Raw genomic sequence first — 25,424 nt, forward strand, 5'->3', positions numbered from 1 at the left:
GGTGCCCCTATCCTGTATGTCATTCCGGGCGATTCGCGGGTCGCCGATTTCAACCTTGAGTATTTCAGGCAGGTGTTGCGTGGCCGACAAGTCTGGACTTGATGCGGATGGCAAGATTCTCGGCGCGGCGATTGCCGCCGCGCGGAAGAAGCCGGTGAACTTCGCGATGCTGATGGCGCGGGACGGGCTGGTGGTCGAGGCCGATCCCCGCAAGCCGGTTGAAACCCTGCGCCGTGCCGCGCGGTCGGGCGGTGGCGGCAAGGGGGTCTGGGGCACCATGCGGGTCGAGGGCAGCCGCGTGGTGCTGACCTGCGAAGAGGCGGTGCCGGGCGGTTTTCAGGTGCTGGCCAAGCGGCATTTCTCGGACCGCGGACAGGCGATGCAGATCGTCCTTGAGCTGACGGGTGAGACCGCAGGCGCCGATGCCGGCGAACCGGCGCCCGAGGAAGAACAGGCGCCGCCGCGTCCGTCGCCGGAGGGGGCAGCGGATGAGCATTCCCCCGACACGCGCGGCGACGGCGACGAGGACGACGAAGACGACCTTGCCGCCGAGGCCGGCGATCTGGAGGCGCTCATGCGGGCGCTGCGCAAGCGGCCCTACAACTTTGCATGGCTGCTGTCGTCGGACGGCGCGGTGATGAAGGCCCACAAGCGCCGTCCGGTCGAGCTGCTGATCCGCCAGGCCAAGTCCGAGGGCGCGACGGCGCGGGGTGGCTGGGGCCAGATGACGGTTGAGGGCAAGAGCCTGGTCCTCGCCTGTGTCGAGGACCCCCCGACCAGCCTGCCGAAACGCGCGCGGCTGTATCTGAAGGACCGCGGACTGTTGTACCGGGTGATCGCGCGGGGCCCGTCGGGCGAGCTGGCCGATGACGAGGAGACCGAGGCCGTCGCGGCAACGGCCGATCCGCTGTCCGGCAATGCCGAGGCGATGCGGACGCTGAAGGCCGAGGCATCGGCGCTGATGGCCGACCTTGCCCCGGCGATGAAGGCCGGCGGGCCGGAGGCGCGGGCGCTCTACCAGCCGTTGCTGCAGGCGATGAAGGCGGGGCTGGGGGTCGGCGATGCGGATGCCGCGGCGGCGGCCATCGCGCAGATCCGCGACGCGCTGACGGCCGCGGGGGGCGGCGGTGGTTCTGCCCCCGGTCCGGCCGGGAATGCCGGTCCGCCCGACGGTCCGAGGCTGGTCAAGGCGTCCTTCGCTGCACCGGCAGCCGGGGTCGGCGCGCCGCCCGATGCCGAGGAGGAAACCACCGGGGGCGGACCGGGCGGCGGGGGCGGGGGCGATGCCGGAACCGGCGGGGCCGATGCGCCCGCCCAGCAGGTGCAGCGGCGCGCGGTGCCCTATGCCATTCCCGTAACCCGGGTGATGGACAATCTCGAATTCTCGAACCACGTGGACATGGTCGCGCGCGGCATGACCCGGGCGCAGGCGGAAGAGGACAACCGCGATCCGAGGTATCGGGTGCATCCGCTGGACTTCGTCGTGACCGAGCAGCATGTGAAGGCCGGATCGGTTCTGGTCATCGTCTACTTCAACGATCTCGGCCCGGTCGGTGACGAAAAGCTGAAGCAGACCGAGGACACGCTGAAGCAGTACGGCGATGCGCGGCGCAATGACGTCAATGCCGCGACCGACGCGCTGTTCTGGGAAAAGACGAACTACAAGCCGGGCGAAAAGCTCGATCCAAGCGACCCGAACTTCAAGGCGATGTCCGAGGCCTGGAAGGCGTTCCGCGCCGATGTGGTGGACCAGGAGCGGCGGATGGACCGCATACCCCCGGAGGCCAAGCGCTTCTTCCGGTTCAGGGCGGGCGGCGTTCCGGTCACGGCCGACAACATCGACCAGATCCTTGCCATTGCCGAAAAGGTCCGGGGCCTGTCGGACGAGGCGATCGCCGACTACTGGGCGCGCGCGACCCACGCCACCACGGACATCGCCGCCTTCGCGGCCTCGGTCGACCGCTATCTGGCCGAGCTTGCCGGGCGGCAGCAAAGCCGGGATGCGCTGGACACGGCGCACAATGCGCTGGTGGGCAAGAAGGCGCTGTTCGAGACCTACGACACGGCGAACCGGGCCTACCTGCCCGCATCCAGCGAACCAGGGATGCCGCCCGACGAATTCACGATGGCGTACAACGCCGAGACCTTCGCCGCCCAGCAGCGCCTGAAGCAGGAGCTTGCCGACTGGGGCTATCCGTCCGAGGACGCGTTCGAGAAGGACATCGAGGCCTATACCCAGGCGTTCCAGACCGAGGCCGTGAACATCGCGAATGACGCAATGGACCGCCGGCTGCGCGAACTGGCCGCCTTCGAGTCCGAGGTGCTGACCGGCGAGGGCGTCGCCGCCATGTTCGACGCGCTTGCCGATGTGCGGGCCGAATATGCCCGCCTCGCGGCGGACCCGGCGAACCAGTCATCCTGGGTGTTTGGCGGCGGCCCGGACAAGGACGACATCCGCCCCAAGATCAAGGAGACCGTGAAGGCCGCGATCGCCAGGGATCCGGGGCTGACCAAGCTGTTCGAGCTGCGGAAGGCCGAAAACCCCGAGTTCGATCTGGACGACGAGATGATCGACCTTCTGACCGACGCGACGGACCCGTCCGATCTGCGCGCCCGGATCATGGTCCTGCTCGAGGAACGCAGGGACGGGATCGCCACGACCCGGAAGGTTCTGGCCGAAGACCCCGAGAAGATCTGGGCCTTTGACGCCGCCATCGCGCGGGCCGGGGCGATCAGCGGCGTGATGCCGGGTTCGGTGCAGGAAGCCGTCATCAAGGACAAGGTCGGCGACGAGCAGATGGCCAACCTGGGCAGGAAGCTGGCCATCGGCGGGCTGGCGATCGTTGCGGGGCTGTTCACCTTCGGCGAAGGCACCGTCGTTGTCCTGGGCGGCGCGGCGGCGCTTGGTCTGGGTGCCTATGACGCGTGGGATACCTACACGGCCTATGTCGAGGAACACGCCGCCAACAAGGCCGGGCTGACCTCGGCCGATCCGTCCTTCGCCTGGGTGGTCGTGTCGCTGGCCACCCTGCCGCTGGACGTGCTCGGGTTGGCCTCGGGCATCCGCGCGACGGCGAAGGCGGCGCATATCGCCAAGCTGCTGGAAGCCGGAAGCGAGGCCGGCAAGGCGGTGCGCAGCTTCAACGCGGCGCAGGAGACCGTGACCAGTGCCGAGGATGTGGCCCGGGCGCTCGCGCGGCTGGAGCAGGATCTGGGCAAGGCGGACAAGGCGGTGCGTGCGGCGGTCATGCGCGCCGCCCGCATCGAGGCCGAGGCGAATGCCGCCTGGGCGGCGGCAAAGCTGGCGCGCGGCGGGCGCGTCGCGGGCTACATCGACCCGCTCGTGACGCCGCTTCTCGATCTGGCCGCGCAGTTCGCCTATCCGGTCTGCATGTCGATCCGCAAGGGCGTGGCGCGGCTCGACGCGTTCCTGAAGACCCGATACGCCACCGACATGATCAAGGGCGTCGACGCGCTGTCGCCCGAAGCCGTCAACAAGATCGCCAAGGCCTACGAGATGGCGGTGGCGGAGTACAAGACCATCGCCCGGCGCGCGGTCGATCTGGGCATGTCGGACGCCCAGCTTGACGAGGCGTTCAAGGTCTGGGCCAAGACACCCGACATGCCTGCGGGCCGTTTCGTGACGGACGTGCTCGAACCGATGGCCAAGGCGCGCAGCACCGTCCCGGCCTATGATGCCGTGCTGAAGCGGGCCGAGACGCTGCCCGGCGGTGCCGCGAACCTGACCGAGGCGCTGACCAGGGCGGCGGCCGACCCGGCCTATGCCAAGGCGCTGAAACCGCATCTTGCCGAACTCCGGCGCGAGATCGAGGGGATGGACAAGGCCGCGCGTGGCGCGCTGCCCGAATCCGCCCGGGGGCTGCTTGACGACATGGGCCGCGACATCGGCGAGCAGCTTCTGCGCGACGCGGATATCCCGACGCCCAGCACGCTGCACAAGGGGCCGCCGGCGGCGGATCTCGATCCCGCGCGCGTCAAGGCGATGAGCTGGAATCACGAGCAGAAGGTGACCGACCTTGCCGAGGGGATCGGCGGCGCCCGGCTGGAAAAGGCGACAGGACGGCCGATCACATCGGCCACCGAGGAAGGGGCCGACCTGATGGACGGGGCCGATCTGCTCAGCCTCAAGGGGCCGCTGCTGAACAGCAGGACCGGGGCGGCGTTCCCGATCAACGACAAGATGGTCGAAGGTCTGGCCAAGTCGGTGGTCAAGGACCTGACGACCAACACCGCCACCAAGAAAATGGTGGTGGACATGCTGGGCCTGACCTCCGATCAACGCATCCTGTTGCAGAGCAAGATCGCCGAGGGTCTGAAAGAGGCCGTCGGCAAGGGCCTGACCATACAGAACGCGAAGCCGATCATCTTCCTGGAGTAGACCATGGCGCATTCCTATGTCTCGTTCGGCCCGCGCTCGGCCCATATGCATGACGCCGAGATCATCGTGACCCTGGCCTGGCTGCGCCACACCGCCGAGGCCGACCCCGCCCGCTTTCCCGAGGTCGATCATCCCTATCTGTCGGCCTGGCGCGGCATGGCCGAGGTCTACATGCCCGGCTGCCTCGACCCGGAACTGGACGAGACGCTGACCACGCCCGAGGCCGTCGACCGTTTCGCCGCGCTTGCCCGGGCGGCCCGCGCGGCGCTGGAGGCGGCGCCCGAGGTGATTTCCGGCGACCGGCTGAACGCGATGACCGGGATGGCGGAGTTCCTGGAGTTTCAGGACCGCCCCCGGTCCCGGATGCTGGCCGATCTGGACCGGCTTGTCGGCGTGGTGGTCCCTGCCTGACCGCTACAGCGCCGCGCGCAGCATCGTCAGCGACAGCGCCGCGATGGCCAGCCCGGCGGCAAGTTCCAGCACCGGCAGCGCCCGGGCGATCCGGCCCGAGGCGAGCGTGGACAGCGTGCCCTCGCGCGCCCAGACCGACAGGGCGGCCACGCCCACGGTGATCAGCGCCGTGCCCAGCCCCATCGCATAGGCCCCCGCGATCCCGGCGGCACCGATGCCCATCTGCCAGGTCACGATCAGCAGGAACAGCGCCCCGGTGCAGGGCCGCATCGCCACGCCCGCAACCAGCGCCGCCGCCTCGCGCAGCGAGGTGACCCGGGCCGCCTCCTCGGCCGTCGGCCCGTGGCGGTGCCCGCAGGCGGCGCAGGCCGGTTCGTCGTGGTGGTGGTCGTGGTGGTGATGGTCGTGATGCTGCTGCGCGCCGTGGTCATGTCCGTGCCCGTGGTCGCGCCCGGCGTGGTCATGCGCCGATGCGGTGCGGGCCTGGCGCCGCAGCCCGCGCAGCCCCCGGAACGCCAGCCACAGTCCGATCAGGGCCACCGCGCCATGGCTCAGCGGCAGCATGATGTCCTCGGCCAGTCCCACCATCCGTTCGCGCGTCCAGTCCAGCAGGAACACCCCGGCATAGACGATGGCCACGGCCACGGTCGCCTGTGCCAGGCTCGACACCAGGGCCAGAGCGGCCAGCCGCAGCACCGGAACCCGCCGCGCCACGCCATAGCCGCCGATCAGCACCTTGCCGTGCCCCGGCCCGGCGGCATGGAACACCCCGTAGGCAAAGGCCAGCGACAGCAGGGCCGCCAGCGCGCCCGGATCGCCGCCGCGCAGCCGCCGGATGGCGCCTGCCAGCGCGTTCTGCGCCGATCGCTGCCCCTCGGCCGCCCAGGCCGCAACCGTGTCGATCCCGCCAGTGGCCCAGAGCACCAGCAGCGGCAGCGCCGCCACCAGTCCCGCCGCCATCAGGCCGCGCCACAGGCCCGCCCGGGAGGGCCCGCGCGCCGTGCCGCCGATCACCCGTTCACGCATGTCACCCGCGCCTCTTCCGCATAGGCCGATCCGATGGCGGGAAAGTCCATCTCCAGATCGCCCGTGGCACCCATTTCCTCGATCGCCGCCATCAGGCGGCTGTCGGCGGCCGCGCGGTCGGGTTCGAAGACCTGAACGGTGCAGGTGCTGCCCGCACCCGTCAGGACCGGCTGTCCCTCGATGAAATACGCGGTGTAATAGCCCGGATCGTAGACCTGGATCACCAGATCGGCCCCGGGGGCCAGCGGCTCGACGAAGGTCCGCAGATGGGTCGATGTTATGCGACCGTCGGCATAGCTGGCTGACCAGTCGGACGGACGCGACAGCGGCACCTCGAATTCGCCGGCCAGAACGTAAAGATCGCCCAGATAGTCCGGGTCCCAATCCATGTCGAAACCGGAAAGCTGCGCCTCCTCCTCGGGGGTCAGCACGCCGTCGTAATCGGCGTCCAGCTTGCGGTCCTCGATCATCAGCAGCGAATAGAAATCGTCATAGGTCCAGGTCACCCGCACCGCCGTGGCCCGCCCCTCGGTGTCGAAGATCACCTCAAGCCCGGTGTCGATGAAGATATGCGGATGCGCATGGGCCGGTCCGGCCAGTCCGAAGGCGATGGTCATGGCGGCAAGGATGTGGCGCATCGCGCGATCCTATCCCTGCGGCGCGCGCGCATCCACCCCCGGCGCGGTCAGGATCACGTCAACCAGCGCCGATCTGCCCACATGCCGCGACCCCTCGGCCAGCATGTCCTCGTGGTCGCGCGCGACCCGCACGCCCCAGCCCGGAAACGCCGCCACCATCGCCTCGGCCTCGGCCAGCATCGCCGGGTCCCTCGGGCCCCCGGTGCCCAGCGCCAGCTGGGCAGGTCCATAGCCGTGGTACAGGAACAGCCCGCCGGGCCGCAGCGCCCGCGCGCAGGCGGCGGCCAGCCTTTCGCGCTCGGGCACGTGGAAATGCACGAAGATCGCGACCACCGCGTCCCAGGGCCCGTCCGATCCGTCCCAGGCCATCACGTCGGCCTGCCGCAGGGTCAGCGTGACCCCGCGCGTCGCGGCCAGCCGGGCGGCCTTGGCCAGGCCCACGGCCGACTGGTCGATGCCCGTTACCCGATGGCCCTGACCCGCCAGCCAGACCCCGTTGCGACCCTCGCCTTCTGCCAGGCACAGGACGCGGCTGCCCGGCGGGATCATCGGGGCCGCCCGCACCAGGAAGGCGGCGGGTTCGGTGCCGAAGATATAGTCGTCGGTCGCGTAGCGTTCGTCCCACATGGCCGGCCTCCTGTCTGCGGCAAGGCTAGGGGTGCGGCGGCCCCGCGGCAAGCGCGCCGTCAGGGCCGCGCGGGGGCGGCGTGCCGCAGGGCCCCGCCGCCGATCACCTGCCGCGCCGCGCCCACGATCAGCGGGTCGGGTGGCTGCACGACCGCCGGATCCTTGCCCGGATAGTCGAGCCCCGACAGGAAGTGCTGCATGCAGGCCAGCCGCGCGCGCTTCTTGTCGTTCGACTTCACGATGGTCCATGGCGCGTCGGCGGTGTCGGTATGGAAGAACATCGCCTCCTTCGCCTCGGTATAGTCGTCCCACTTGTCCAGGCTCGCCTTGTCGATCGGCGACAGCTTCCACCGCTTCAGCGGGTCGGTTTCCCGCGCGATGAAGCGGGCGCGCTGTTCCTCGCGCGTCACCGAGAACCAGTACTTGTGCAGCCTGATGCCCGACCGCACCAGCATCCGCTCGAACTCCGGGGCCTGGCGCATGAATTCCAGGTATTCGGTGGGCGTGCAGAACCCCATCACCCGTTCGACACCCGCCCGGTTGTACCAGGACCGGTCGTAGAACACCATTTCACCCGCAGTGGGCAGATGCGCGATGTAGCGCTGAAAGAACCATTCGCCCTTTTCCCGGTCAGAGGGCTTGGTCAGCGCGACCACCCGTGCATAGCGCGGGTTCAGATGTTCCATGAACCGCTTGATCGTGCCCCCCTTTCCGGCCGCATCGCGCCCCTCGAACAGGATGACGAAGCGCTGCCCGCTGTCCTGCGCCCAGATCTGCACCTTCAGCAGTTCCGCCTGAAGCCGCAGCTTCTCGGCCTCATAGGCGGCGCGGCCCAGCGGGCGGTGATAGGGATACTGCCCGGTCTCGAAGGCCTCGCGGATCCGGTCGGGATCGACGGCGGCAAACCGGCGCGGGCCGCCGTCGTGGGCGTCGGGCCGGGGCAGGGGGGCGGGCTGGGGCACCGGGGCAGCGATATCGGCGGGGATCGTCCGGGCGTCGTCCATGGCGTTCTCCTGTCTGCGGGATCGCGGCGACGATGCGGTGCGCGGTGGCAGCCCTGAATGACATGGGTCAAGCCTGTCATGATTCCGTTGCAATTGTCCCCTTTCCGTCACGCCCGCGCGGCCCTAGCCTTGGCGCGGAACGGAAAGGACACCCCCATGATCACCCTTTACGGCGTCGCCCGGTCGCGCGCCACGCGGCCCCTCTGGCTTCTGCATGAAATCGGGCTCGACTTTGCCCATGTGCCGGTCATTCAGGCCCGCCGGCTGGCCGACCCTGCGGCGGCGGATGCGCCGCTGAACACGGCCTCGCCCGCCTTCCTTGCGGTGAACCCGCAGGGCCAGGTGCCCGCGATGGAGGATGACGGTCTGGTGCTGACCGAAAGCCTGGCGATCTGCATGCACATCGCACGCCGCCACGGCGGCCCGCTGGCCCCGCAGGACTGGCGCGAGGCGGCCGAGATCGACCAGTGGGCGCTGTATGGCGCAACCGGCCTGGAAGGTCCGGGGGTCGAGATTCTCTATACATTCATGGACAAGCTCGAGGACACGCCCCAGGGCAAGGCCCGTATCGCCGCCGCGACCGAGGTTCTGCAACGCCCCCTGAACCGGCTGGAACAGCACCTTGCCGGGCGCGAGTGGCTGGTCGGCGGACGCTTTACCGTGGCCGATGTGATGGTGGCCGAATGCCTGCGCTATGGCGCGCTGCACAAGCCGGTGCTGGCCCCCTTTCCGGCGGTCTCGGCCTGGCTCGCCCGCTGCCAGGCACGGCCGGCCTTCCAGAAGATGTGGGCGCAGCGCAGCGCCGAACCGGCCTGACGCATCCGGTCCGCAGCAGTCCCGCGGCCGCCCGGCCACGCGGCCCGGCGGTCGGTGTGGTGCCCGCCCCGCGGTTGCGGCGGCGTGTCCGACCCCACATCTTGCCCCGGGTGCCCCCGCCTGCCACTATCGCCGCGACCCGCCCAGGAGCTGCCACATGCCCAACGACCTTCTTTCCGGCGCCGACACCTATGACGCCTCGTCCATCGAGGTGCTGGAAGGGCTGGAACCGGTGCGCAAGCGGCCGGGCATGTATATCGGCGGCACCGACGAACGCGCATTGCACCATCTGGTGGCCGAGGTTCTGGACAACGCGATGGACGAGGCGGTGGCGGGCCACGCCACCCGGATCGAGGTCGAGTTCCACGCCGACCACGCGGTGACCGTCCGCGACAACGGCCGGGGCATCCCGATTGACCCGCACCCCAAGTTTCCCGGCAAGTCCGCGCTCGAGGTCATCCTGTGTACCCTGCACTCGGGCGGCAAGTTCAGCGGCAAGGCCTATGAGACCAGCGGCGGCCTGCACGGGGTGGGGGCCAGCGTCGTCAACGCCCTGTCCGACCGGATGCGGGTCGAGGTGGCCCGCAACCGCGAACTCTTCGCGCAAGAATTCGCGCGCGGCACCCCACTGGGCCCCCTGCAGAAGATCGGGCCCGCACCGAACCGTCGCGGCACCACCGTGACCTTTCACCCCGACCCCGAGATCTTCGGCAGCCAGACGCTCAAGCCGCATCGCGTGATGAAGATGGCCCGGTCCAAGGCCTATCTGTTCTCGGGCGTGGAAATCCGCTGGAAATCCGCCCTGCCCGACGGCGACATGCCGCAGGAGGCGGTGTTCCACTTTCCCGGCGGGCTGGCCGACTATCTGTCGGACCAGCTGGAAAAGACCACGACCTATGCCGACCGCCCCTTCGCCGGCCGCATCTCGTTCCAGGAGAAATACGGTCTGCCCGGATCGGTGGAATGGGCGATCAACTGGTCGCCCGCCCGCGACGGCTTCATCCAGAGCTATTGCAACACCGTCCCCACCCCCGAGGGCGGCACGCATGAGGCGGGGTTCTGGTGGGCCGTCCTCAAGGGGTTGCGGGCCTATGGCGACCTGGTGAAGAACCGCAAGGCGGAACTCATCTCGCGCGACGACCTGCTGACGGGGGGATGCGCGCTGCTGTCGGTGTTCATCCGCGACCCGCAGTTCGTGGGCCAGACCAAGGACCGGCTGGCGACCGAGGATGCCGGGCGCCTGGTCGAGGGGGCGGTGCGCGACCATTTCGACAACTGGCTGGCATCCGACACGAAATCGGCCGGCGCCATCCTCGATTTCATGGTGCTGCGCGCCGAGGAACGGCTGCGGCGCCGCGCCGAAAAGGAAACCGCGCGCAAGTCGGCGGTCAAGAAGCTGCGGCTGCCCGGCAAGCTGACCGACTGCACCGCCAAGAACCGCGAGGGCACCGAACTGTTCATCGTCGAGGGCGACAGCGCGGGCGGCAGCGCCAAGGGCGCGCGCGACCGCGAGACCCAGGCGCTGCTGCCGCTCAAGGGCAAGATCCTGAACGTGCTCGGCGCCGCCTCGTCGAAACTGCACGAGAATTCCGAGATCCGCGACATCTGCGAAGCTCTGGGCGTGCAGATGGGCACGAAGTTCAACGTCGATGACCTGCGCTATGACAAGATCATCATCATGACCGACGCCGATGTCGACGGCGCCCATATCGCCAGCCTGCTGATGACCTTCTTCTTCAGCCAGATGCGGCCGCTGATCGACAAGGGCCACCTCTACCTCGCCTGCCCGCCGCTCTACCGTCTGACCCAGGGGGCGCGGCGCATCTATGTGGCCGACGATGCGGAAAAGGAGGAATGGCTGGCCAGGGGGCTGGGCGGCAAGGGCAAGATCGACGTGCAGCGGTTCAAGGGACTGGGCGAGATGGACGCCAAGGACCTCAAGGACACCACGATGAACCCCGCCACGCGCAAGCTGATCCGGGTCAGCATCGACGAGGATGAACCCGGCGAGACCGGCGAACTGGTCGAGCGGCTGATGGGCAAGAAGCCCGAACTGCGGTTCCAGTACATCCAGGAGAACGCGCGGTTCGTCGAGGAACTGGATGTCTAGCGTTGCCGGCCGCCGCTGATGCCCGGGCGTCGGCCCGTCCGTTCGCGCCCGCGCTCAGGCCAGGCCGGCCAGCCACCCCCGCAGGCACAGCGCGCCATAGTCGGCGTTCATGGGCACGGTATCCAGCGTCTCGGTCGTCACACCCCGCCGCTCGATCACCTTTCGGCCGACCGAATACTCTGCCCGGCTGAGGTGCCGCGTGCCCACGGTCGCGGCGGGCTGGCGGACCAGCGTGGCCCCCAGCCTGCCCAGCGCCGCCGAAAGTCGGTCGGCATGCAGGTCAAAGCCGCGTTCCACCCCCGCAGGGTCCAGCCCGGCGGGCAGGCGCGGCACGACCGTCTCTTCCCCCGCCGCATCGCTGCCAAGGCCCAGCTCCGACCGGCGCGGGCGCGGCATCACCGCCACCCGGTGCCCCGCCAGCAGCCCGGCCATCCGCACCGCCAGCGACTGCCGCACCAGATCGTCGCAGAACGCGGCAAAGGCGGGTGCCGACAGCCGCGGCGCCCCGGGATGGTCCAGCACCCCGTCGATGCCGAAATGCGCCAGCATCGCGAACAGCGAGAACTCGCCCCATTCCGGCCCGACGATCAGCACATGGTCGAAGGCGCGCGGATCGACGGTCAGCGCCGCACCCTCGGCGCCCGACAGGCTCTCCACCACCTTGCGCATGTTCGGGGTCAGCCCGCCCGGGTCCACCAGGCCGAACCGCCCCTTGCCGTCATGGGCGAAGGTCTCGAACACCGCGCGCGGCGCGGCAAGGAAGGTCAGCGACACTTCGGGGAACTCGGCCGCCACAAGATCCCATCCCATGCGGATCGCGGCCGCATGGGAATTGCCGACAACGACGATCCGCATCATCGCGCGAACGCGTCCAGCAGGGCATCCTCGCAGACCAGATCCTCGGTCTCCTGCACCGGCGGCCGGCCAGCCTTCTGGCGGCGTTCACCCGCCGGCTTGCCGGGCCGGTCGCCGCGCCGCGCGGGGGTCTCCTCGGCCGCCTCCGCCGCCGCCCCGTGGCTTCGCATGAACAGGCCCATCGCCGTCTCGACGCCCAGCTTCGACACCGACCGCTTGTTCGCCTCGAAGTAGACGCCGCGATTGTTCAGCGAGGTTATCGTCTCGTAGGACGGGAAATAGTCGGTCCGCGCGCTTTCCTCGTACAGCGTGCCGACCACCGCCCGCAGCACCGCCTTGGAATAGCAGGTCGCAACCTCGACATGCTGTCCCGAGGCCGTCGCCGTCAGCGGCACGGGCGATACCGTCAGCATGAAGCGGATCTTGGGGTTCAGTTTCACCAGCCGCTGACGCACCTCGCGGAAATCCGCCAGCACGGCCTGGAAGCCCAGGTTGGTGAAGGCATGGACCTCGGGGTCAAAGGTTCCCGCGATGGTGCCGGGCGCGGTGGGATAGACCGTGCCGGTCGCGCGATGCGACCATGTCTCGGTCAGCCCGAAGGTAAAGACGAACAGGTCGGCGGCCGCGAACGCCTCGCGCACCTTCTCAAGATGCAGCTTGCGATGCTCCATCACCAGTTCGGGCGTGTCCAGCCCGTCAGGCTCGACACTGGGGCGCAGCGCGTCGAAATAGCGTCCCTTGCGCTCCCACACCGGATCGGCGGGCGTGAACTCGCCCCAGGCTTCCTTCAGCAACTGCAACAGTTGCCGCGACGTGTAGATGTTGCCGTAGCGCGCCGAATACAGCCGATAGCCGAACCTGTTCGCGGCCTCGTCGCTGATCCCCGCTGGCGCAGGCTCGACGTCCAGCACGTTGAAGCCACCCTTCCGCAGCGTGCGGCCCACGTGCTGCGCAAAGCACGACCCCGCCGTGACGATCCGCATCCGCTTGTTGATCGGGAAGCGCGGCACATAAAGCTCGCCGGGGTCGAGCGGTTCGCGCTCGGCCACCGCATTGCGCCAGTAGGCCTTCGGAGGAAGGTCGGAATAGGGCGAATTCATCACGATTCTCCTGCCGGTCCGGTTGGCTGGACCCTAGACCTGCGGGTCGGGGGCGCCAACGCAAAATCGTCGCAGGTCCCCCGGCCCCCGCTGCCGGTCCGGGCGGCTGCACCATTTACCGGCAGTCTGCGCGGGCATCGGCGTCAGCCCGCCAGGCTCGCGCGTATCGTCGGCTCACGCCGCCGCTGTCCGCCCGATGCTTCGCGACAGCCACGCGGCGGTCCCGCACCGCACCGCGCGCCTCAATCGCCCAGCTTCTTGTGAACCTCGTCCAGATCGACCTCCCCCTTCGGCATCTTGTTGCCCGGGTTGTCGAAGTCATAGCGGAACAGCTGGAAGTCGCGCTTGTAGATTTCCCACATCAGATGCATCGAAAGATCGTCGAAATAGGCCTCGACCGGATGTTCGCGCTTCGGGCCGTGGCCCTCGCTTTCGTTGAAGCGCGGGATCGTCGCCAGGTCGACGGGATGCTTCACCTTGATTGCATCCAGCACCCCCTGCATCCCGGGATTGAACTCCTCGGTAAAGAAGATGCGGTCATAGCGTCCGCCGTTGACGATGAAGGTCGAGATATGCCCCGACATCGCCGACCAGTGGATGTCGGGTTCCATCGGCTTCTTCCAGCGGATCGTGTCGCGCACGAACAGCAGGAACCGCCGGAAGCTCGCAACCTGGTCGAAGGGCTCCTTGCCGTCCGGCCCGCCCACCTCGATCCCGTATTTCTGGGTGAGCAGCGGCACAAGGTTGCCGCGATAGCGCTTGCCGTTCCGCTGGATGCCGCAGATCTTGTCGAAGAACGACGACAGAACGCGGGTATAGGGGTTGCGGACACAGGTGAAGGCATAGGTGCGCCGCCCCTTTACCGCCTTCTCGATGGCGGCCTGGCTGCTCTCCTGCGCCCATTTGTGCAGCCCCGAGGTGGCGTCATGGATGTCGCCGTCGAAGAACCGGCCGTGATCGGAATGGAACATGATCTGGCCGATGGTGGAACAGGCGCATTTCGGCACCACGCGGTAGATCACGCTGCCGCTCTCGGTCATCCAGGTGCCGGGAAACCCCATGCCTCACGCTCCTTGCCTTCCTGCCGCCCGCGGCGGGCCACCCGCCGCATGACGCCTGCTGCACAGAAGCAAACAACTTCTGTCTTTTCAACGGCACATGAAGCACTTTACTGGAAACGACCGGGCAGGACAGGGCAGCATCGTTTCCGACCATGGCAAGAATCGCCTACATCCTGCTCTGCCACAAGGATCCCGAGGGGATCATCGCCCAGGCGCGGCGGCTGACCGCGGCGGGCGACTATGTCGCGATCCACTTCGACGGCCGCGCCCGCCCCGCCGATTACGACCGTATCCGCACGGCGCTGGAGACCAACCCCGGCGTGGCCTTCGCGCGGCGTCGCCACAGGTGCGGCTGGGGCGAATGGAGCCTCGTTGCCGCCACGCTCGAGGCGACGCGCGCCGCCGTCGATGCCTTCCCCTCGGCCACCCATTTCTACATGCTCTCGGGCGACTGCATGCCGATCAAGTCGGCCGAATACGCCCATGACTTCCTCGATCGCGACGATGCCGACTTCATCGAGAGCTTCGATTTCTTCAAGTCGGACTGGATCAAGACCGGCATCAAGGAAGAACGGCTGATCTACCGCCACTGGTTTAACGAACGCACCCGCAAGGCGATGTTCTATGCCTCGATGTCCTGGCAGAAGCGGCTGGGCCTGACGCGCAAGGTGCCGGCCGACATCCAGATGATGATCGGCAGCCAGTGGTGGTGCCTGCGCCGCCGCACCATCGAGGCGGTGCTCGACTTCTGCAGGCGGCGCCGCGACGTGATGCGCTTCTTCGCCACGACCTGGATCCCCGACGAGACGTTCTTCCAGACCATCGTGCGCCACCTGGTGCCCGAGGCCGAGATACGCACCCGTACGCTCACCTTCCTGATGTTCACCGACTACGGGATGCCGGTGACCTTCTACAACGACCACTACGACCTGCTGACCTCGCAGGACTATCTGTTCGCGCGCAAGATCAGCCCCGACGCGATGGATCTGAAAAGCCGCCTGGGCCAGCTCTACGCCGCCACCGGCCTGCGCTTCCCGATCTCGAACGAGGGCCGCAGCCTGTTCCAGTTCCTGTCGGGCCGGGGCCGCATCGGCCGCCGCTTCGCCCCCCGGTTCTGGGAAACGGAATCGAGCCTCGGGCGCGAACGCACGCTGCTGATGGTGGTGTGCAAGAAGTGGCATGTCGCCAAGCGGCTGGTGGAGCGGGTCCGGCAGGAAACCAACTATCCGGCCGTGGACTACCTGTTCAACGAGGCATCGACACCGCTCCCCGACCTCGGCGGGATCGAGACGACGCTGGAAAAACGCACCCGCCACCGCCGCGCGCTGGTGCGCATGCTGTTCGACTGGTGGCAGTCGGACCATCTGGTGATGTGCCTCGATCCCGCCTCGGTCGACCTGATGCGCGACTTCGCCAGCGACAAGGCAAAGACCCGCTTCCTGGAAATCGAGTGCGACTTCACCGAGGACTACCTCCTGGGCCACGCCCGCCGCGTCGGACTGGCCGGTGACCGCACCCCGCGCGAGGTCATCGCCCGGCTGATGCCCACCATCCGCTACGACCTGAAGTTCGAAAGCGACCGCATCCGCGACGCCGACTTCCCCGGGCTCTACCGGATGCGGCAATCCGCCGGGGTCGACGAGAACACGGTTGCCTTGTCCGCCTTCCTTGGTATCCCGGGTGACCGGGCGAGGAAGATCGCCGAAACCGAATACCTTTTCGTGGATTGACGCCATGGCCTATGCCTATGACCCGACAAACGTCTTCGCCCGCATCCTGCGCGGCGAAATCCCCAACCGCACCGTGGTCGAGACGGCCCACACGCTCGCCTTCCACGACATCCGCCCGCAGGCCCCGGTGCATGTGCTGGTGATCCCCAAGGGCCCCTACGTGGCCTTCGACCATTTCGCCGCCGAGGCGACGGCCGAGGAGATCGCCGATTTCCATCGCGTCGCGGCGCAGGTCTGCGCGATGGCGGGGGTCTCGCCGGGCGAGGGCGGCGGCGGCTTCCGCACGATCTCGAACGCGGGCGAGGCCGGGGTGCAGGAGGTGCCGCATTACCACCTGCATATCCTCGGGGGCCGCAACCTCGGGCGGATGCTGCCGGACCCCTCCTGACCGGCGCGGCGGTGTCCGCAGGCACCCGGCCGAAACCGCAGGGTCCGGGTCGCGCGCGGCGGGGCGGCAGGGCAGGGTGGCCGGACAAGGAGACCCGCCATGACCATCCGCTTCCTGCCGATCCCCACCGGAACCGTCCGCAACTGGCGCGCCGGTGCCCTCGATGCCAACGGCCAGCCGCCGGAACGCCATCTGGCCCGGGGCGGCGGCAATCCCTGCCGCCACTGCCTTGGCATGGTGCCCGAGGATGCCCCGATGCTGGTGCTGGCGCACCGCCCCTTTCCGGCACCCCAGCCCTATGCCGAGGTCGGCCCGATCTTCCTCTGCGCCGATGATTGCGCCGCGGGGGGCGGGGCGGGGATGCCCGCGATGCTGGCCTCGCCCGACTACATCCTGCGCGGCTATGGCGCGGATGACCGCATCGTCTATGGAACCGGCGCCGTGGTCGCCACGCCCGATATCCCGGCGCGCGCTGCCGCCCTGCTGGACGATCCGCGCGTTGCCTACCTGCATGTGCGTTCGGCCCGGAACAACTGCTACCAGTGCCGGATCGAGCGCGCCTGAGCCCGCCCCGCCGCCCTGCCGTCAGAAACTGGCGTTCAGCCCCAGCGATATGCCGCTGCGCCGCGTGTCGAAGCGGCTGACGTTGGAATCGGTGCGCCCGTGGCTGATCGTCAGCCGCGGCTCGAACGCGCCCACCGCGTATTTCGGGAAGGTCGCGGTCAGTGCTGCGTTCACGCTGCGGTCCTGCCGCCCGCCGGGCACCACGATGAAGCCCACCATGTAGTCGGGAAACCGCGTCTCGGCATAGCCGGCCTGAAGCGCGATCATCGCCGGTCCCAGCGGCTGCCCGAAGGAATAGCTCACGTCGAGGCCCAGCGTCTCCGAACTGCGCCCGGCGATCGGCGTGTCATAGCGGCTGACATAGACCCGCGTGGTCAGCTGGCCGCCATCATCGCCGATCAGCCGCCGCAGGCCCAGCGACAGGCTCTTGGCCCAGGCCGGATCGGTCTGGCTGCCCTGTGCCCCGCGCCGTTCGATGGCAAAGCCCGCGTCCACCCCGGTCGCGTTGCCGATCCCGCGCATCACCGCGCCGTCCAGCCGCGCATAGCGATAGGCCGTGTCGCGGCCGTTGATCTGCACGCCCGCCGTCAGCCCGGCCTGCGCCATCCATGGCGAACCCTCGGGCCGCCAGGTGCGGCGCAACCCCACCTCGACACGCCCCGAATCGAAACTGCGCGGGTCGAGGTCCGGCACCCGGGCCCGCGCCGCGCTGGACAGGTCGACGCGCCGCCAGTCAACCGACAGCCCGACCCTCAGGTTCTGCACCTCGGGCAGTCGATAGCCGATCCCCGCCCGCAGATGCGACACGACGCCCGGCAGCGCCTGCCCGTCCGGGCTCAGCCACCCGACCACCGGAACGCCGTCGATGATGTTGAACTCGGACGATGCGCCATCGTTCACGTTGTCGGTCGGGATCGCGGAAAAGCCGAAACTCACGTCCACCGGGTTGGCCGCGCGCACCGCCGACAGTTCGCGCAGGCGCTCGGTGCGGCTGACCTCGGCCGGGGCGGCGAGGGCCGACCTGTGCAGCCAGTATTGCGCCACCGAATGACGCCCGTCGTTCCAGGCCACCAGCGCCGCCAGCCGTGCCGCCTGGTGCCGCTGTTCGCGGCTGCGCGCGTGGCGGAACGCCAGCCGCGCCTCGCCCCGCGCCGAGGCAAGGTCGCCCATCTCCATCAGCGCGCGCGCCAGCAGGAACCGCGCGAAGGGGTCGGCGGCGTCCTTGGCCAGCATCTGCCGCGCGATGTCCGCCGCCACGTCGGGCCGCGCCGCCTCGATGGCGGCGATCCCCATCGCCCGCGCCTCCTCGACCGACAGGAAACGCCCCTCGGCGGTGCCGGGCGCCGGTCCGGCACCCGATGCCGCCGCCATCCCCACCGCCGCGATGACCGCCAGGGCGCGAAGGATCCGCCGCGCCCCCATCGTCAGGGATTGGTAAAGTCCGGCCGCACCTGCGAGCAGATGGCCGGGGCGCCCGCTGCGCCGCATTGCTGCAGCACGAACAGCCCGTGTTCCAGCCCGCCCTGGATCTCGTCGCCCGGGTCGGTATCCACCGGGCGCGGCCCGCTACCCCAGAAGATCCGCGTCAGCGCCACCGCACCGGCCACCCCATCTGCGCCGGTGCCGCCGAACACGCCGCCATAGTCGCCCACCTTGGGCATGTTCGGATCGTCGTTCACCCAGCGTTCGGTCTCGCCCAGGAAGGTGCCGTTCGGCTGGATGTCGGCGGGCGTCAGGATCACCGACTGCAGGCTGAACCCGTAGTCGATCAGGATCCGGTTGTAGATCGCGCCGTTCACGCTGTTGTCGCTGAAGTTCGCGTTGATGAAGATGTCGCCCCCCACGCGGGCCGGCTGCCCGGGGATGACCTCGGGCGCGGTTCCGGGAGCGACCGGCAGGATCTCTCCGGGCCGCGGGGCGGCGATGTTCGTCATCCCGGCATAGCTTCCGGCATAGCTCACCTGGCCCGAACCCGGCGCGCCGGTGCCCACGGGCGCGCTGTACTCGCCCGTGCGGCCATAGGATGCGCCCTGGAACACCTTGTTGAACTGCCCGCCATCGGCGCCCAGAACCCCGGTCACGCTGCCGCCGGTGGTCGGGATCGTGCTGGCCAGGCCGACGAACATGCGGTCCAGCGGGTCTTCCTGTACCGCGTAGGCGCGGTAGCCGGGCATGTCCAGCGCCGCGCGGCGCGTCCAGGTCGCGGTCACCGGCGTCGTATCCAGCGCCTGCATGGTGATGCGGAACGTGTCGGTGTCGGCGTCATAGGCGACCGACTTCATGTTGGCGGCCAGCACCTCGGCCACCACCACCGGGTCGGTGGGCTGCGGGTCGGTGGGGTCTGTCGGATCGGTGGGATCCGTCGGGTCGGTTCCCCCCGCGAACGGATTCCCGTCACATGCCGCAAGCAGCATCAGCGCCAGGGGCGCAAGCGTCATCAATCTCATGGTCACTGCTCGCCATGTTATGTTCGTTTTGCGGCCACGCTGCCTGCATGAGCGGAATCTGTCAATCTTTTCCGCCCCCTCGGCTGCCCGGTCCGTCCGGATGATGCAGGAATGTCGCGCGCCCTTGCCGCCCGCACCCCCCATGTCGTAGTCTCATCCGGTCCACCCCCCACATCTAGCCGGAGGCGCCCATGCTCACCCCCGACCAAGAGGCCGAGATCGCATCCTCGCGCGCCGCGCCACGCCCCACGCTGCGCGCCGTCTCGCCGGGGATGGAGGCGCATCTCTACATCCCCCATCCGGTGCTGGACCACGGCTTTGTCCGGGTGGTCGACTACATGGGCGACGATGCCGCCATCGTGCAGGCCGCCCGGGTGTCCTATGGCGCGGGCACCCGGCACGTGCAGAACGACGAGGGGCTGATCCGCTACCTGATGCGGCACTGGCACTCGACCCCCTTCGAGATGTGCGAGGTCAAGCTTCATGTGAAGCTGCCGGTCTTCGTGGCCCGGCAGTGGATCCGGCACCGCACCGCCAACGTCAACGAATACTCGGCCCGCTATTCGATCCTTGACCGCGAATTCTACATCCCCGCGCCGGAACAGCTGGCCGCGCAGTCCACCGTCAACAACCAGGGCCGGGGCGAGGTGCTGTCGGGCGCCGAATCCGCGCGGGTGCTGGCGATGCTCAAGTCCGATGCCGCCCAGATGTACGACCATTACGAAGCGATGCTGTCGCAGGACGGCCAGCAGGGCCTTGCGCGCGAACTCGCGCGGATGAACCTGCCGATGAACATCTATACCCAGTGGTACTGGAAGACCGACCTCCACAACCTGTTCCATTTCCTGCGCCTGCGCGCCGATGCCCACGCGCAATACGAAATCCGCGTCTACGCCGAGGCGATCGCGGCCACCGTGCGCGATTGGGTGCCCCTGGCCTTCGCGGCGTTCGAGGATTACCGGATGGGCGGGGTGAACCTGTCGGCCAAGGCCGTGGCGGTGCTGAAACGACGGCTGGCGGGCGAGGTGGTAACGCAGGAAGAGTCCGGCATGAGCAAGGGCGAGTGGCGGGAGTTTGTGGGGGTTTGGGGGTGAATGGTTTCTGGGATAAGGTAGCCGATTGGGTAGGAAGTATAGCCAAGCCATGGCACATTTTTTTTATTGTCGCCCTTGGTTCAGGCGCATTCTTGACTGATCTATTTGGAATTTCAACCCACTTTGGCCTTGTTGACCAAGTAGCAAGCTTTAAGTTGTTGTTTGCGATCACGTTCTGGGTAAGTTCAGCAATCTTGGCGCTGAATTTGCTTTTGAATTTGCTGGGTTGGGCTTCTGGTCGCATTAGGAGAATTGCTAAAAATGTGTCGGCATCAAGAGTTGATCTTTCAATTGAGGCTCGCGTTATCTTAGGCTTTGTGCATTCGTGCGCGCCTGACTACGTTCAGCTATTGCGTGAGCATCCAAGCGTTAGAGAGTTACGTCGGCACAATTTTATAGAATCACATCCTGCTGTGATTTCTACCACTGAATACTCACGCTATATACTTACTGAAGCAGGTATGTCCGCCTTAACTAACTCTGACATTGCAAGATTTTCCAAACTTCCTGAAAATGATCAGATACAATTCCTACAAGAGGTTTCAGGTCTGACTATCCAGCGGTATCAGACTAGAAGTTGGAGCTGAAGCAAGGCCCGTAGGGTGCGCATTCATGGCGCACCGTTCGCCCGCGCAACCTCTTCCCGCACGCGCCGTGTGGCGGCGGAACAACCGGTCGCTGCGAAACCGGGCCGATGCGCGGACGGCCGTCAATTCCTGAAACGCATGGAGCGCGTCAATTCCGGACGGAAAAGACGGCAGGTGCCCCAGCCCCGCGATCAATGCGGGGCCGCCGCCCGCCCGTCAAAGCGACTTCGCCGCCGTCTTGAAATTCGCCTCGACCTTCTGGAAATCGACGAGGATCTTCGAGATCTCCTTGCCCTTCGGCGTCCTGTCCCCGACCTCGACCACGATATCCATCATCGCCTTGCGGATGCCGTCCATGTCGCCCTTGACCGCGTCGATGTAGGTCTGCACATCCTTGCCGCTGTCGGGCATGTCCCTGGTGATCTTGTCAAAGGCCATCTCGAGCTTCTGGAAATCCACCAGCAGCGTCTTCAGGTCCTTGCCCGCGCCGCCTTTCTGGCCGCCGATCTCCGACACGAGATAGATCATCCCCTTCCGGGCATGGACCATCGCCGATCCGATTGCGGCGGCCTTCTTCTTCGGGTCATTCGCGGCCATCAGAAACCTCCGTCACCTGGCATAACAAAAAACCACCTGAACGGGAAATGGCGAGGCCATCGAACCGCAATGGTGGAACCCCGGACCAGATATGTGGCCCGGATTCACCTTTGACCGATTCTCCTTTCCGATCAAGGGTTCCGGGCTGTGGCCACCCGCATGCGGCGGGCCGTGCCCGGCGGCGGCGCCCGGGTGCGTCGGCCCTGTCCGCCCGTGTCGGCCGTGCTAGATGCAGCCGAAAGGAGCCGCCGCCATGCAGATCGCCACCCTCTACCTCGCCACCGCCGCCACCTTCCTGATCCTCGATGCGATCATGCTGACGACGGTGATGAAGCCGCTCTTCACCCGCCACATCGGGCCGCTGATGCTGGAGGATATCCGGCTGGCGGCGGCGGCGGCCTTCTACCTCGCCTATGTGGCGGGCCTCGTCTATCTGGCGGCCTGGCCTGCGCTGCGGGACGGGACCTCGGTCGTGATCCCGGCGGCGGTGATCGGGGCGATGGCCTATGGCACCTACGAGTTCACCAGCTATGCCATCATGAAGGACTGGCACCCCGCGATGGTGGCGGCCGATGTGGCCTGGGGGACGGTGCTGACGGCGGTGTCGGCCTGGGCCGGCGTGGCGGTGGCGCGGGGGCTTTTCGGGGGCGCCGGAACGTCCTAGAACGCCATACGCGTGCCAGACGCGTGCCATACGCCTGCCAGACCATCAACCTCCGGTTAACGAATGATCCTCTACGGCATTTCGACCTGCGACACCTGCAAGCGCGCGCTGAAGACGCTGACCGCCGCGGGAAAGCCCGTGACGTTCCGCGACATCCGGGCCAACCCCCTGACATCGGAAGAGATTTCGCGGCTGGTGCAGGAATTCGGCGACCGGATCGTGAACCGCCAGTCCACGACCTATCGCGCCTTCAGCGACTTCCTGAAGGCAGCGGACCCCGAGGCGCAGATCGCGGCGCAGGCCTCGGTCATGAAGCGCCCGGTCATCGAATCGGACGGCCGATTCTGGCTCGGCTGGGATGCGGCAACCGAGGCCGCGCTGACGGCCTGACGGCCGGCGTCAAAGCAGGCGCAGGTCGCTGGCCGAGGCGCGCCCGTCGCGGCCCGACTGCAGTTCGTAACCGATTTTCTGATTGTCGTTCAGACCCTTGAGCCCCGCCCGCTCGACCGCCGAGATGTGGACGAACACATCCTTGCCGCCGTCGTCGGGGGCGATGAAGCCATAGCCCTTCGTCGCGTTGAACCACTTCACGGTGCCGGTGGGCATTCCCCACATCCCCCAATCTCTGTTCGCCCCGGGCGCCATTGCCGGGGGCGCGTGCTGCCAGGCCTTGTGTCGTCCGGCTGCTCAGCAGACAGGATCAGGTCAGAAAGGCTGTCGTCACGGGGTCGACTCTGCCAAAACCCCCCGAAAAATCAAGATGCCGTGCGTTTCGCGCGCAGCCATCCATCTGCCGACAGCCATCCACCACCCATGGCCAGCGGTATCGCCAGAACCACGATCCATAGCGTGCGCTGATCCAGGATCAGCGCATCCGACGCCCTGTCGAACCACGCCCCCAGCGTTTCCCCGCCGACGCCATGGCCGATCACGTCGGTCGCGCTCTGGACAAGGACGAAGCCGATCATTCCCAATGCCGCCAGCCGCGTGGCCAGCCCGATGACGACCAGCAGGGGCAGGATGAACTCGGCCCAGGTGCCAGCCAGCACCACCAGCCAGTGGAACGCCCCGAGCTGCGAGATGTCGTAGCCCGCGGCCTCGACCGCCCGCGGGAAGATCTGGATGTAGGCACCCTGCGAGGGCACGAACAGGCCGGCGATGCCGGGGCCGACCTTGGTGACGGCCGAGGCCCAGAAATACATCAGCAGCACGGCGGCAAAGGCGGCGCGCGCGATCAGGGGCAACAGGCCGGGCGCGGCCTTGTCTGCGTGGTCGGCAATCCGGTCGTGCAAGGATAGCAGGCGGTTCACGGGCGGTCCCCTTCCAGATCGGTGATCGCGCCGCCGGTGACCAGCAGCCCGATCGTGGCGTTGATGTCATGCGCCTCGCCAGCCCGTTCGACCGCGCTGCCCAGCGTCTCGCCCGCCATCAGCGCGGCGAGGAACGCGGCGCCACCGGGCGGCAGCAGGGCAGGGACGGGGTCGAAATCCGGGCGCAGGATGACCACGTCCTCGGGCCGCATCGCGGGCGGTGGCGCATCGGTCATGTTGGCGGCCCAGATCCCGTGAACGGGCCAGGCGGACCGGACGACCCGCACGGCGGGGGCCAGCCGCAGCCGCAGCCCGGGCAGTCGTTCGGGCGGCACCGCGGCCAGCCGCCCGGGCGCGAGCGGTGTTGCATCGGCCGCGTGATAGGCCGCGCGCATGGCCAGTTCCAGCCGGGCGGTGCAGGGCAGGTAAGGAAGATGCGCGACCGGCGGAAAGCCTTGCAGGAACAGCGGCATCTCCTGACCGTAGTCGGCAAGGATGCGGCTTTGCGGCGGGTGGGCGCGCAGGAACACCCCCGCCATCGCGCGAAAGAAATCCTGCCCCAGCAGCCTGGTCAGCACCGGAAAGCCGGCGATCAATGCCTCGGTCAGGCCCACCGCGACGTTGTTGCGGTAGACGGCAAAGCGGCGGCCTGCGGGGCGGCCCTGCGGATCGGTCAGGCCCGGGGGCACCGGCCGGGCCGGATCCAGCAGTGCGGCCGTGAAACCGGCGTTCATGCCACCGCCTCCAGCAGGCGCGCCGCCCGGGCCGCCTCGGCCTGCAGCACCGGCCATTCGGGCACGTCGTTGTCCCATTCGATCAGCGTGGGCTTCGGCCCGCCAAGCGCGATGGTCCGCGCGTAGAGCGCCCAGACCGGATCGGCCACCGCGTTGCCGTGACTGTCGATCAGCAGCGGCGCGCCGTGGTCGTCGGCATCCTCGGCATGGCCGCCCAGATGGATTTCCCCGACCAGCCACAGCGGAAACCGCCGGATGTAGTCATTCGCGTCGAATTGCTGGTTGGTGGCCGAGACGAACACATTGTTGACGTCCAGCAGCAGGCCGCAGCCGGTGCGCCGGGCGATTTCGGACAGGAACGTCACCTCGTCCATCTCGGTCGCCGCGAAGGCAAGGTAGGTCGACGGATTCTCCAGAAGCATCCGCCGCCCGAGCACGTCCTGCACGCGGTCGATATGGTCGCAGACGCGGGCCAGCGTCGCGGCGGTGTAGGGCAGGGGAAGCAGGTCGTTCAGATAGGTCGTCTCGTGGCTCGACCAGGCCAGGTGTTCGGAAAAGCTCGCGGGTTGCAGCCAGTCGCACAGGTGGCGCAGACGCGCCAGGTGATCCGCGTCCAGCGGCCCCTCGCCGCCGATCGACAGGCCCACGCCATGCACAGACACCGGCATCTGTCCCGCCAGATGGCGCAGTTGTGCCAGCGGGCGGCCGCCGGCACCCATGTAGTTCTCCGCGTGGATCTCGATCCATCCGACGGCGTCCTGCCCCGCCGAGATCGAAGCGAAATGCTGGGGCTTGAAGCCGACGCCGGGGCGCGGCGGCAGATGTGCGGGGATCAGGTCGAGCATCGGTGCCTCCGTCGGTGGAAAGCCCCCTCCGGCATGCCGGAGGGGGCGGCGGGCATCAGCCCTGCGGCAGGTCGCGCTCCAGAGCCTCGAGGCTGCCCATGCGGCCGTCGGGCAGTTCCATGGTGGTGCAGGAACCCGCCGGAACCAGCGTCCAGGCGTTGCCCTGATAGTCGACCTTCGAGGTGCCCGCGCAGGTGGTGCCGGGACCGGCGGCGCAGTCGTTCTTGCCGGCGAGCGAGACGCCGAAGCACTTTTCCTGTGCCTGCGCATTGGCGGGCGTGGCGACGTGACCGGCGAAGGCGGCGGCAAGCGCGCCGGCGATAGCGAGGGTGGACAGGTTCTGGGCCATGAGTAACTCCGGATGCTGGACGGATCGCACCATTGCGATGCCATCCAGCCATTCGGCGCGGCCCCGTG

Annotated in this window: 26 protein-coding genes; 11 read left to right on the forward strand and 15 right to left on the reverse strand. The window is 68.1% G+C overall.

Annotation, left to right across the window (positions count from 1 at the left end; translation table 11 throughout):
• The first annotated feature begins 79 nt into the window (after positions 1-79).
• A complete protein-coding gene (locus KF887_08485; protein QYK43116.1) occupies positions 80-4,399 on the forward strand; it encodes a hypothetical protein in 4,320 nt (1,439 codons plus the stop codon).
• A 3-nt stretch (positions 4,400-4,402) separates the two neighbouring features.
• Positions 4,403-4,810: a hypothetical protein gene (locus tag KF887_08490; GenBank protein ID QYK43117.1), complete on the forward strand. Its 408-nt coding sequence runs from the start codon at positions 4,403-4,405 to the stop codon at positions 4,808-4,810.
• Between the two features lie 3 nt (positions 4,811-4,813).
• On the opposite strand, the gene KF887_08495 is transcribed toward KF887_08490, so the two are convergent.
• The 4 genes from KF887_08495 to ppk2 are packed head-to-tail and all read right to left on the reverse strand — an operon-like array spanning position 4,814 to position 8,105.
• Positions 4,814-5,770 (reverse strand): hypothetical protein, encoded by a 957-nt coding sequence (locus tag KF887_08495; protein ID QYK43494.1) that lies wholly within the window; start codon positions 5,768-5,770, stop codon positions 4,814-4,816.
• Positions 5,771-5,820: 50 nt separating this feature from the next.
• The gene (locus tag KF887_08500) at positions 5,821-6,474 is read right to left on the reverse strand and encodes a DUF1007 family protein (GenBank protein ID QYK43118.1); all 654 of its coding nucleotides are present in this window, start codon (positions 6,472-6,474) and stop codon (positions 5,821-5,823) included.
• 9 nt (positions 6,475-6,483) lie between these two features.
• Positions 6,484-7,101: a class I SAM-dependent methyltransferase gene (locus KF887_08505; protein QYK43119.1), complete on the reverse strand. Its 618-nt coding sequence runs from the start codon at positions 7,099-7,101 to the stop codon at positions 6,484-6,486.
• 59 nt (positions 7,102-7,160) lie between these two features.
• The gene (gene ppk2 / locus KF887_08510; protein QYK43120.1) at positions 7,161-8,105 is read right to left on the reverse strand and encodes a polyphosphate kinase 2; all 945 of its coding nucleotides are present in this window, start codon (positions 8,103-8,105) and stop codon (positions 7,161-7,163) included.
• Positions 8,106-8,261: 156 nt separating this feature from the next.
• Between ppk2 and KF887_08515 the strand changes: the two genes are divergently transcribed.
• Together KF887_08515 and parE are read left to right on the forward strand one after the other, a co-directional pair.
• Complete coding sequence (locus KF887_08515; GenBank protein QYK43121.1) at positions 8,262-8,921, forward strand: glutathione S-transferase family protein; 660 nt, start codon at positions 8,262-8,264, stop codon at positions 8,919-8,921.
• Between the two features lie 157 nt (positions 8,922-9,078).
• Entirely contained in the window at positions 9,079-11,031 is a 1,953-nt protein-coding gene (gene parE, locus KF887_08520) for a DNA topoisomerase IV subunit B (protein ID QYK43122.1), read from the forward strand.
• Positions 11,032-11,085: 54 nt separating this feature from the next.
• Here parE and KF887_08525 read toward each other — a convergent pair whose 3' ends face one another.
• The 3 genes from KF887_08525 to KF887_08535 all read right to left on the reverse strand — a co-directional run bounded on the left by KF887_08525 (position 11,086) and on the right by KF887_08535 (position 14,047).
• Positions 11,086-11,889 (reverse strand): hypothetical protein, encoded by an 804-nt coding sequence (locus tag KF887_08525; protein QYK43123.1) that lies wholly within the window; start codon positions 11,887-11,889, stop codon positions 11,086-11,088.
• Positions 11,886-12,986 (reverse strand): GSCFA domain-containing protein, encoded by a 1,101-nt coding sequence (locus KF887_08530; GenBank protein QYK43124.1) that lies wholly within the window; start codon positions 12,984-12,986, stop codon positions 11,886-11,888. Before KF887_08530 ends, KF887_08525 begins: the two co-directional genes overlap by 4 nt.
• A gap of 242 nt (positions 12,987-13,228) precedes the next feature.
• Positions 13,229-14,047 carry a sulfotransferase family protein gene (locus tag KF887_08535; GenBank protein QYK43125.1) on the reverse strand — a complete coding sequence of 273 codons (819 nt, stop codon included), beginning with the start codon at positions 14,045-14,047 and terminating at the stop codon, positions 13,229-13,231.
• Positions 14,048-14,199: 152 nt separating this feature from the next.
• Between KF887_08535 and KF887_08540 the strand changes: the two genes are divergently transcribed.
• The 3 genes from KF887_08540 to KF887_08550 all read left to right on the forward strand — a co-directional run bounded on the left by KF887_08540 (position 14,200) and on the right by KF887_08550 (position 16,729).
• Positions 14,200-15,777, forward strand: a complete 1,578-nt coding sequence (locus KF887_08540) for a glycosyl transferase (GenBank protein ID QYK43126.1) — start codon at positions 14,200-14,202, stop codon at positions 15,775-15,777.
• Positions 15,778-15,781: 4 nt separating this feature from the next.
• The gene (locus tag KF887_08545) at positions 15,782-16,165 is read left to right on the forward strand and encodes an HIT domain-containing protein (GenBank protein ID QYK43127.1); all 384 of its coding nucleotides are present in this window, start codon (positions 15,782-15,784) and stop codon (positions 16,163-16,165) included.
• Positions 16,166-16,264: 99 nt separating this feature from the next.
• Complete coding sequence (locus KF887_08550) at positions 16,265-16,729, forward strand: DUF1203 domain-containing protein (protein ID QYK43128.1); 465 nt, start codon at positions 16,265-16,267, stop codon at positions 16,727-16,729.
• A gap of 21 nt (positions 16,730-16,750) precedes the next feature.
• On the opposite strand, the gene KF887_08555 is transcribed toward KF887_08550, so the two are convergent.
• Positions 16,751-18,151 (reverse strand): hypothetical protein, encoded by a 1,401-nt coding sequence (locus tag KF887_08555; protein ID QYK43129.1) that lies wholly within the window; start codon positions 18,149-18,151, stop codon positions 16,751-16,753.
• Between the two features lie 2 nt (positions 18,152-18,153).
• Positions 18,154-19,167 carry a thymidylate synthase gene (locus KF887_08560; protein QYK43130.1) on the reverse strand — a complete coding sequence of 338 codons (1,014 nt, stop codon included), beginning with the start codon at positions 19,165-19,167 and terminating at the stop codon, positions 18,154-18,156.
• Between the two features lie 200 nt (positions 19,168-19,367).
• Here KF887_08560 and KF887_08565 point away from each other — a divergent pair, with 200 nt between their 5' ends.
• Together KF887_08565 and KF887_08570 are read left to right on the forward strand one after the other, a co-directional pair.
• Entirely contained in the window at positions 19,368-20,270 is a 903-nt protein-coding gene (locus KF887_08565) for an FAD-dependent thymidylate synthase (protein QYK43131.1), read from the forward strand.
• Positions 20,267-20,857 carry a hypothetical protein gene (locus KF887_08570; GenBank protein QYK43132.1) on the forward strand — a complete coding sequence of 197 codons (591 nt, stop codon included), beginning with the start codon at positions 20,267-20,269 and terminating at the stop codon, positions 20,855-20,857. Before KF887_08565 ends, KF887_08570 begins: the two co-directional genes overlap by 4 nt.
• A 216-nt stretch (positions 20,858-21,073) precedes the next feature.
• Here KF887_08570 and KF887_08575 read toward each other — a convergent pair whose 3' ends face one another.
• Entirely contained in the window at positions 21,074-21,454 is a 381-nt protein-coding gene (locus KF887_08575; protein QYK43133.1) for a hypothetical protein, read from the reverse strand.
• 253 nt (positions 21,455-21,707) lie between these two features.
• Here KF887_08575 and KF887_08580 point away from each other — a divergent pair, with 253 nt between their 5' ends.
• Together KF887_08580 and KF887_08585 are read left to right on the forward strand one after the other, a co-directional pair.
• Positions 21,708-22,118: a DUF2177 family protein gene (locus KF887_08580; protein QYK43134.1), complete on the forward strand. Its 411-nt coding sequence runs from the start codon at positions 21,708-21,710 to the stop codon at positions 22,116-22,118.
• Positions 22,119-22,181: 63 nt separating this feature from the next.
• Positions 22,182-22,508, forward strand: coding sequence for a hypothetical protein (locus KF887_08585; protein ID QYK43135.1), 327 nt, complete (start codon positions 22,182-22,184; stop codon positions 22,506-22,508).
• 9 nt (positions 22,509-22,517) lie between these two features.
• On the opposite strand, the gene KF887_08590 is transcribed toward KF887_08585, so the two are convergent.
• The 5 genes from KF887_08590 to KF887_08610 form a co-directional block, all read right to left on the reverse strand.
• Positions 22,518-22,724 carry a cold-shock protein gene (locus KF887_08590; GenBank protein ID QYK43136.1) on the reverse strand — a complete coding sequence of 69 codons (207 nt, stop codon included), beginning with the start codon at positions 22,722-22,724 and terminating at the stop codon, positions 22,518-22,520.
• Between the two features lie 149 nt (positions 22,725-22,873).
• Positions 22,874-23,428: a DoxX family membrane protein gene (locus KF887_08595; protein ID QYK43137.1), complete on the reverse strand. Its 555-nt coding sequence runs from the start codon at positions 23,426-23,428 to the stop codon at positions 22,874-22,876.
• Complete coding sequence (locus KF887_08600; protein QYK43138.1) at positions 23,425-24,162, reverse strand: putative DNA-binding domain-containing protein; 738 nt, start codon at positions 24,160-24,162, stop codon at positions 23,425-23,427. Before KF887_08600 ends, KF887_08595 begins: the two co-directional genes overlap by 4 nt.
• Positions 24,159-25,007 carry a DUF692 domain-containing protein gene (locus KF887_08605; protein ID QYK43139.1) on the reverse strand — a complete coding sequence of 283 codons (849 nt, stop codon included), beginning with the start codon at positions 25,005-25,007 and terminating at the stop codon, positions 24,159-24,161. Before KF887_08605 ends, KF887_08600 begins: the two co-directional genes overlap by 4 nt.
• Before the next feature lie 55 nt (positions 25,008-25,062).
• Positions 25,063-25,356 (reverse strand): DUF2282 domain-containing protein, encoded by a 294-nt coding sequence (locus KF887_08610; GenBank protein ID QYK43140.1) that lies wholly within the window; start codon positions 25,354-25,356, stop codon positions 25,063-25,065.
• Between the last annotated feature and the right edge of the window lie 68 nt (positions 25,357-25,424).

The organism is Paracoccaceae bacterium (assembly GCA_019454225.1).
Lineage (GTDB): Bacteria > Pseudomonadota > Alphaproteobacteria > Rhodobacterales > Rhodobacteraceae.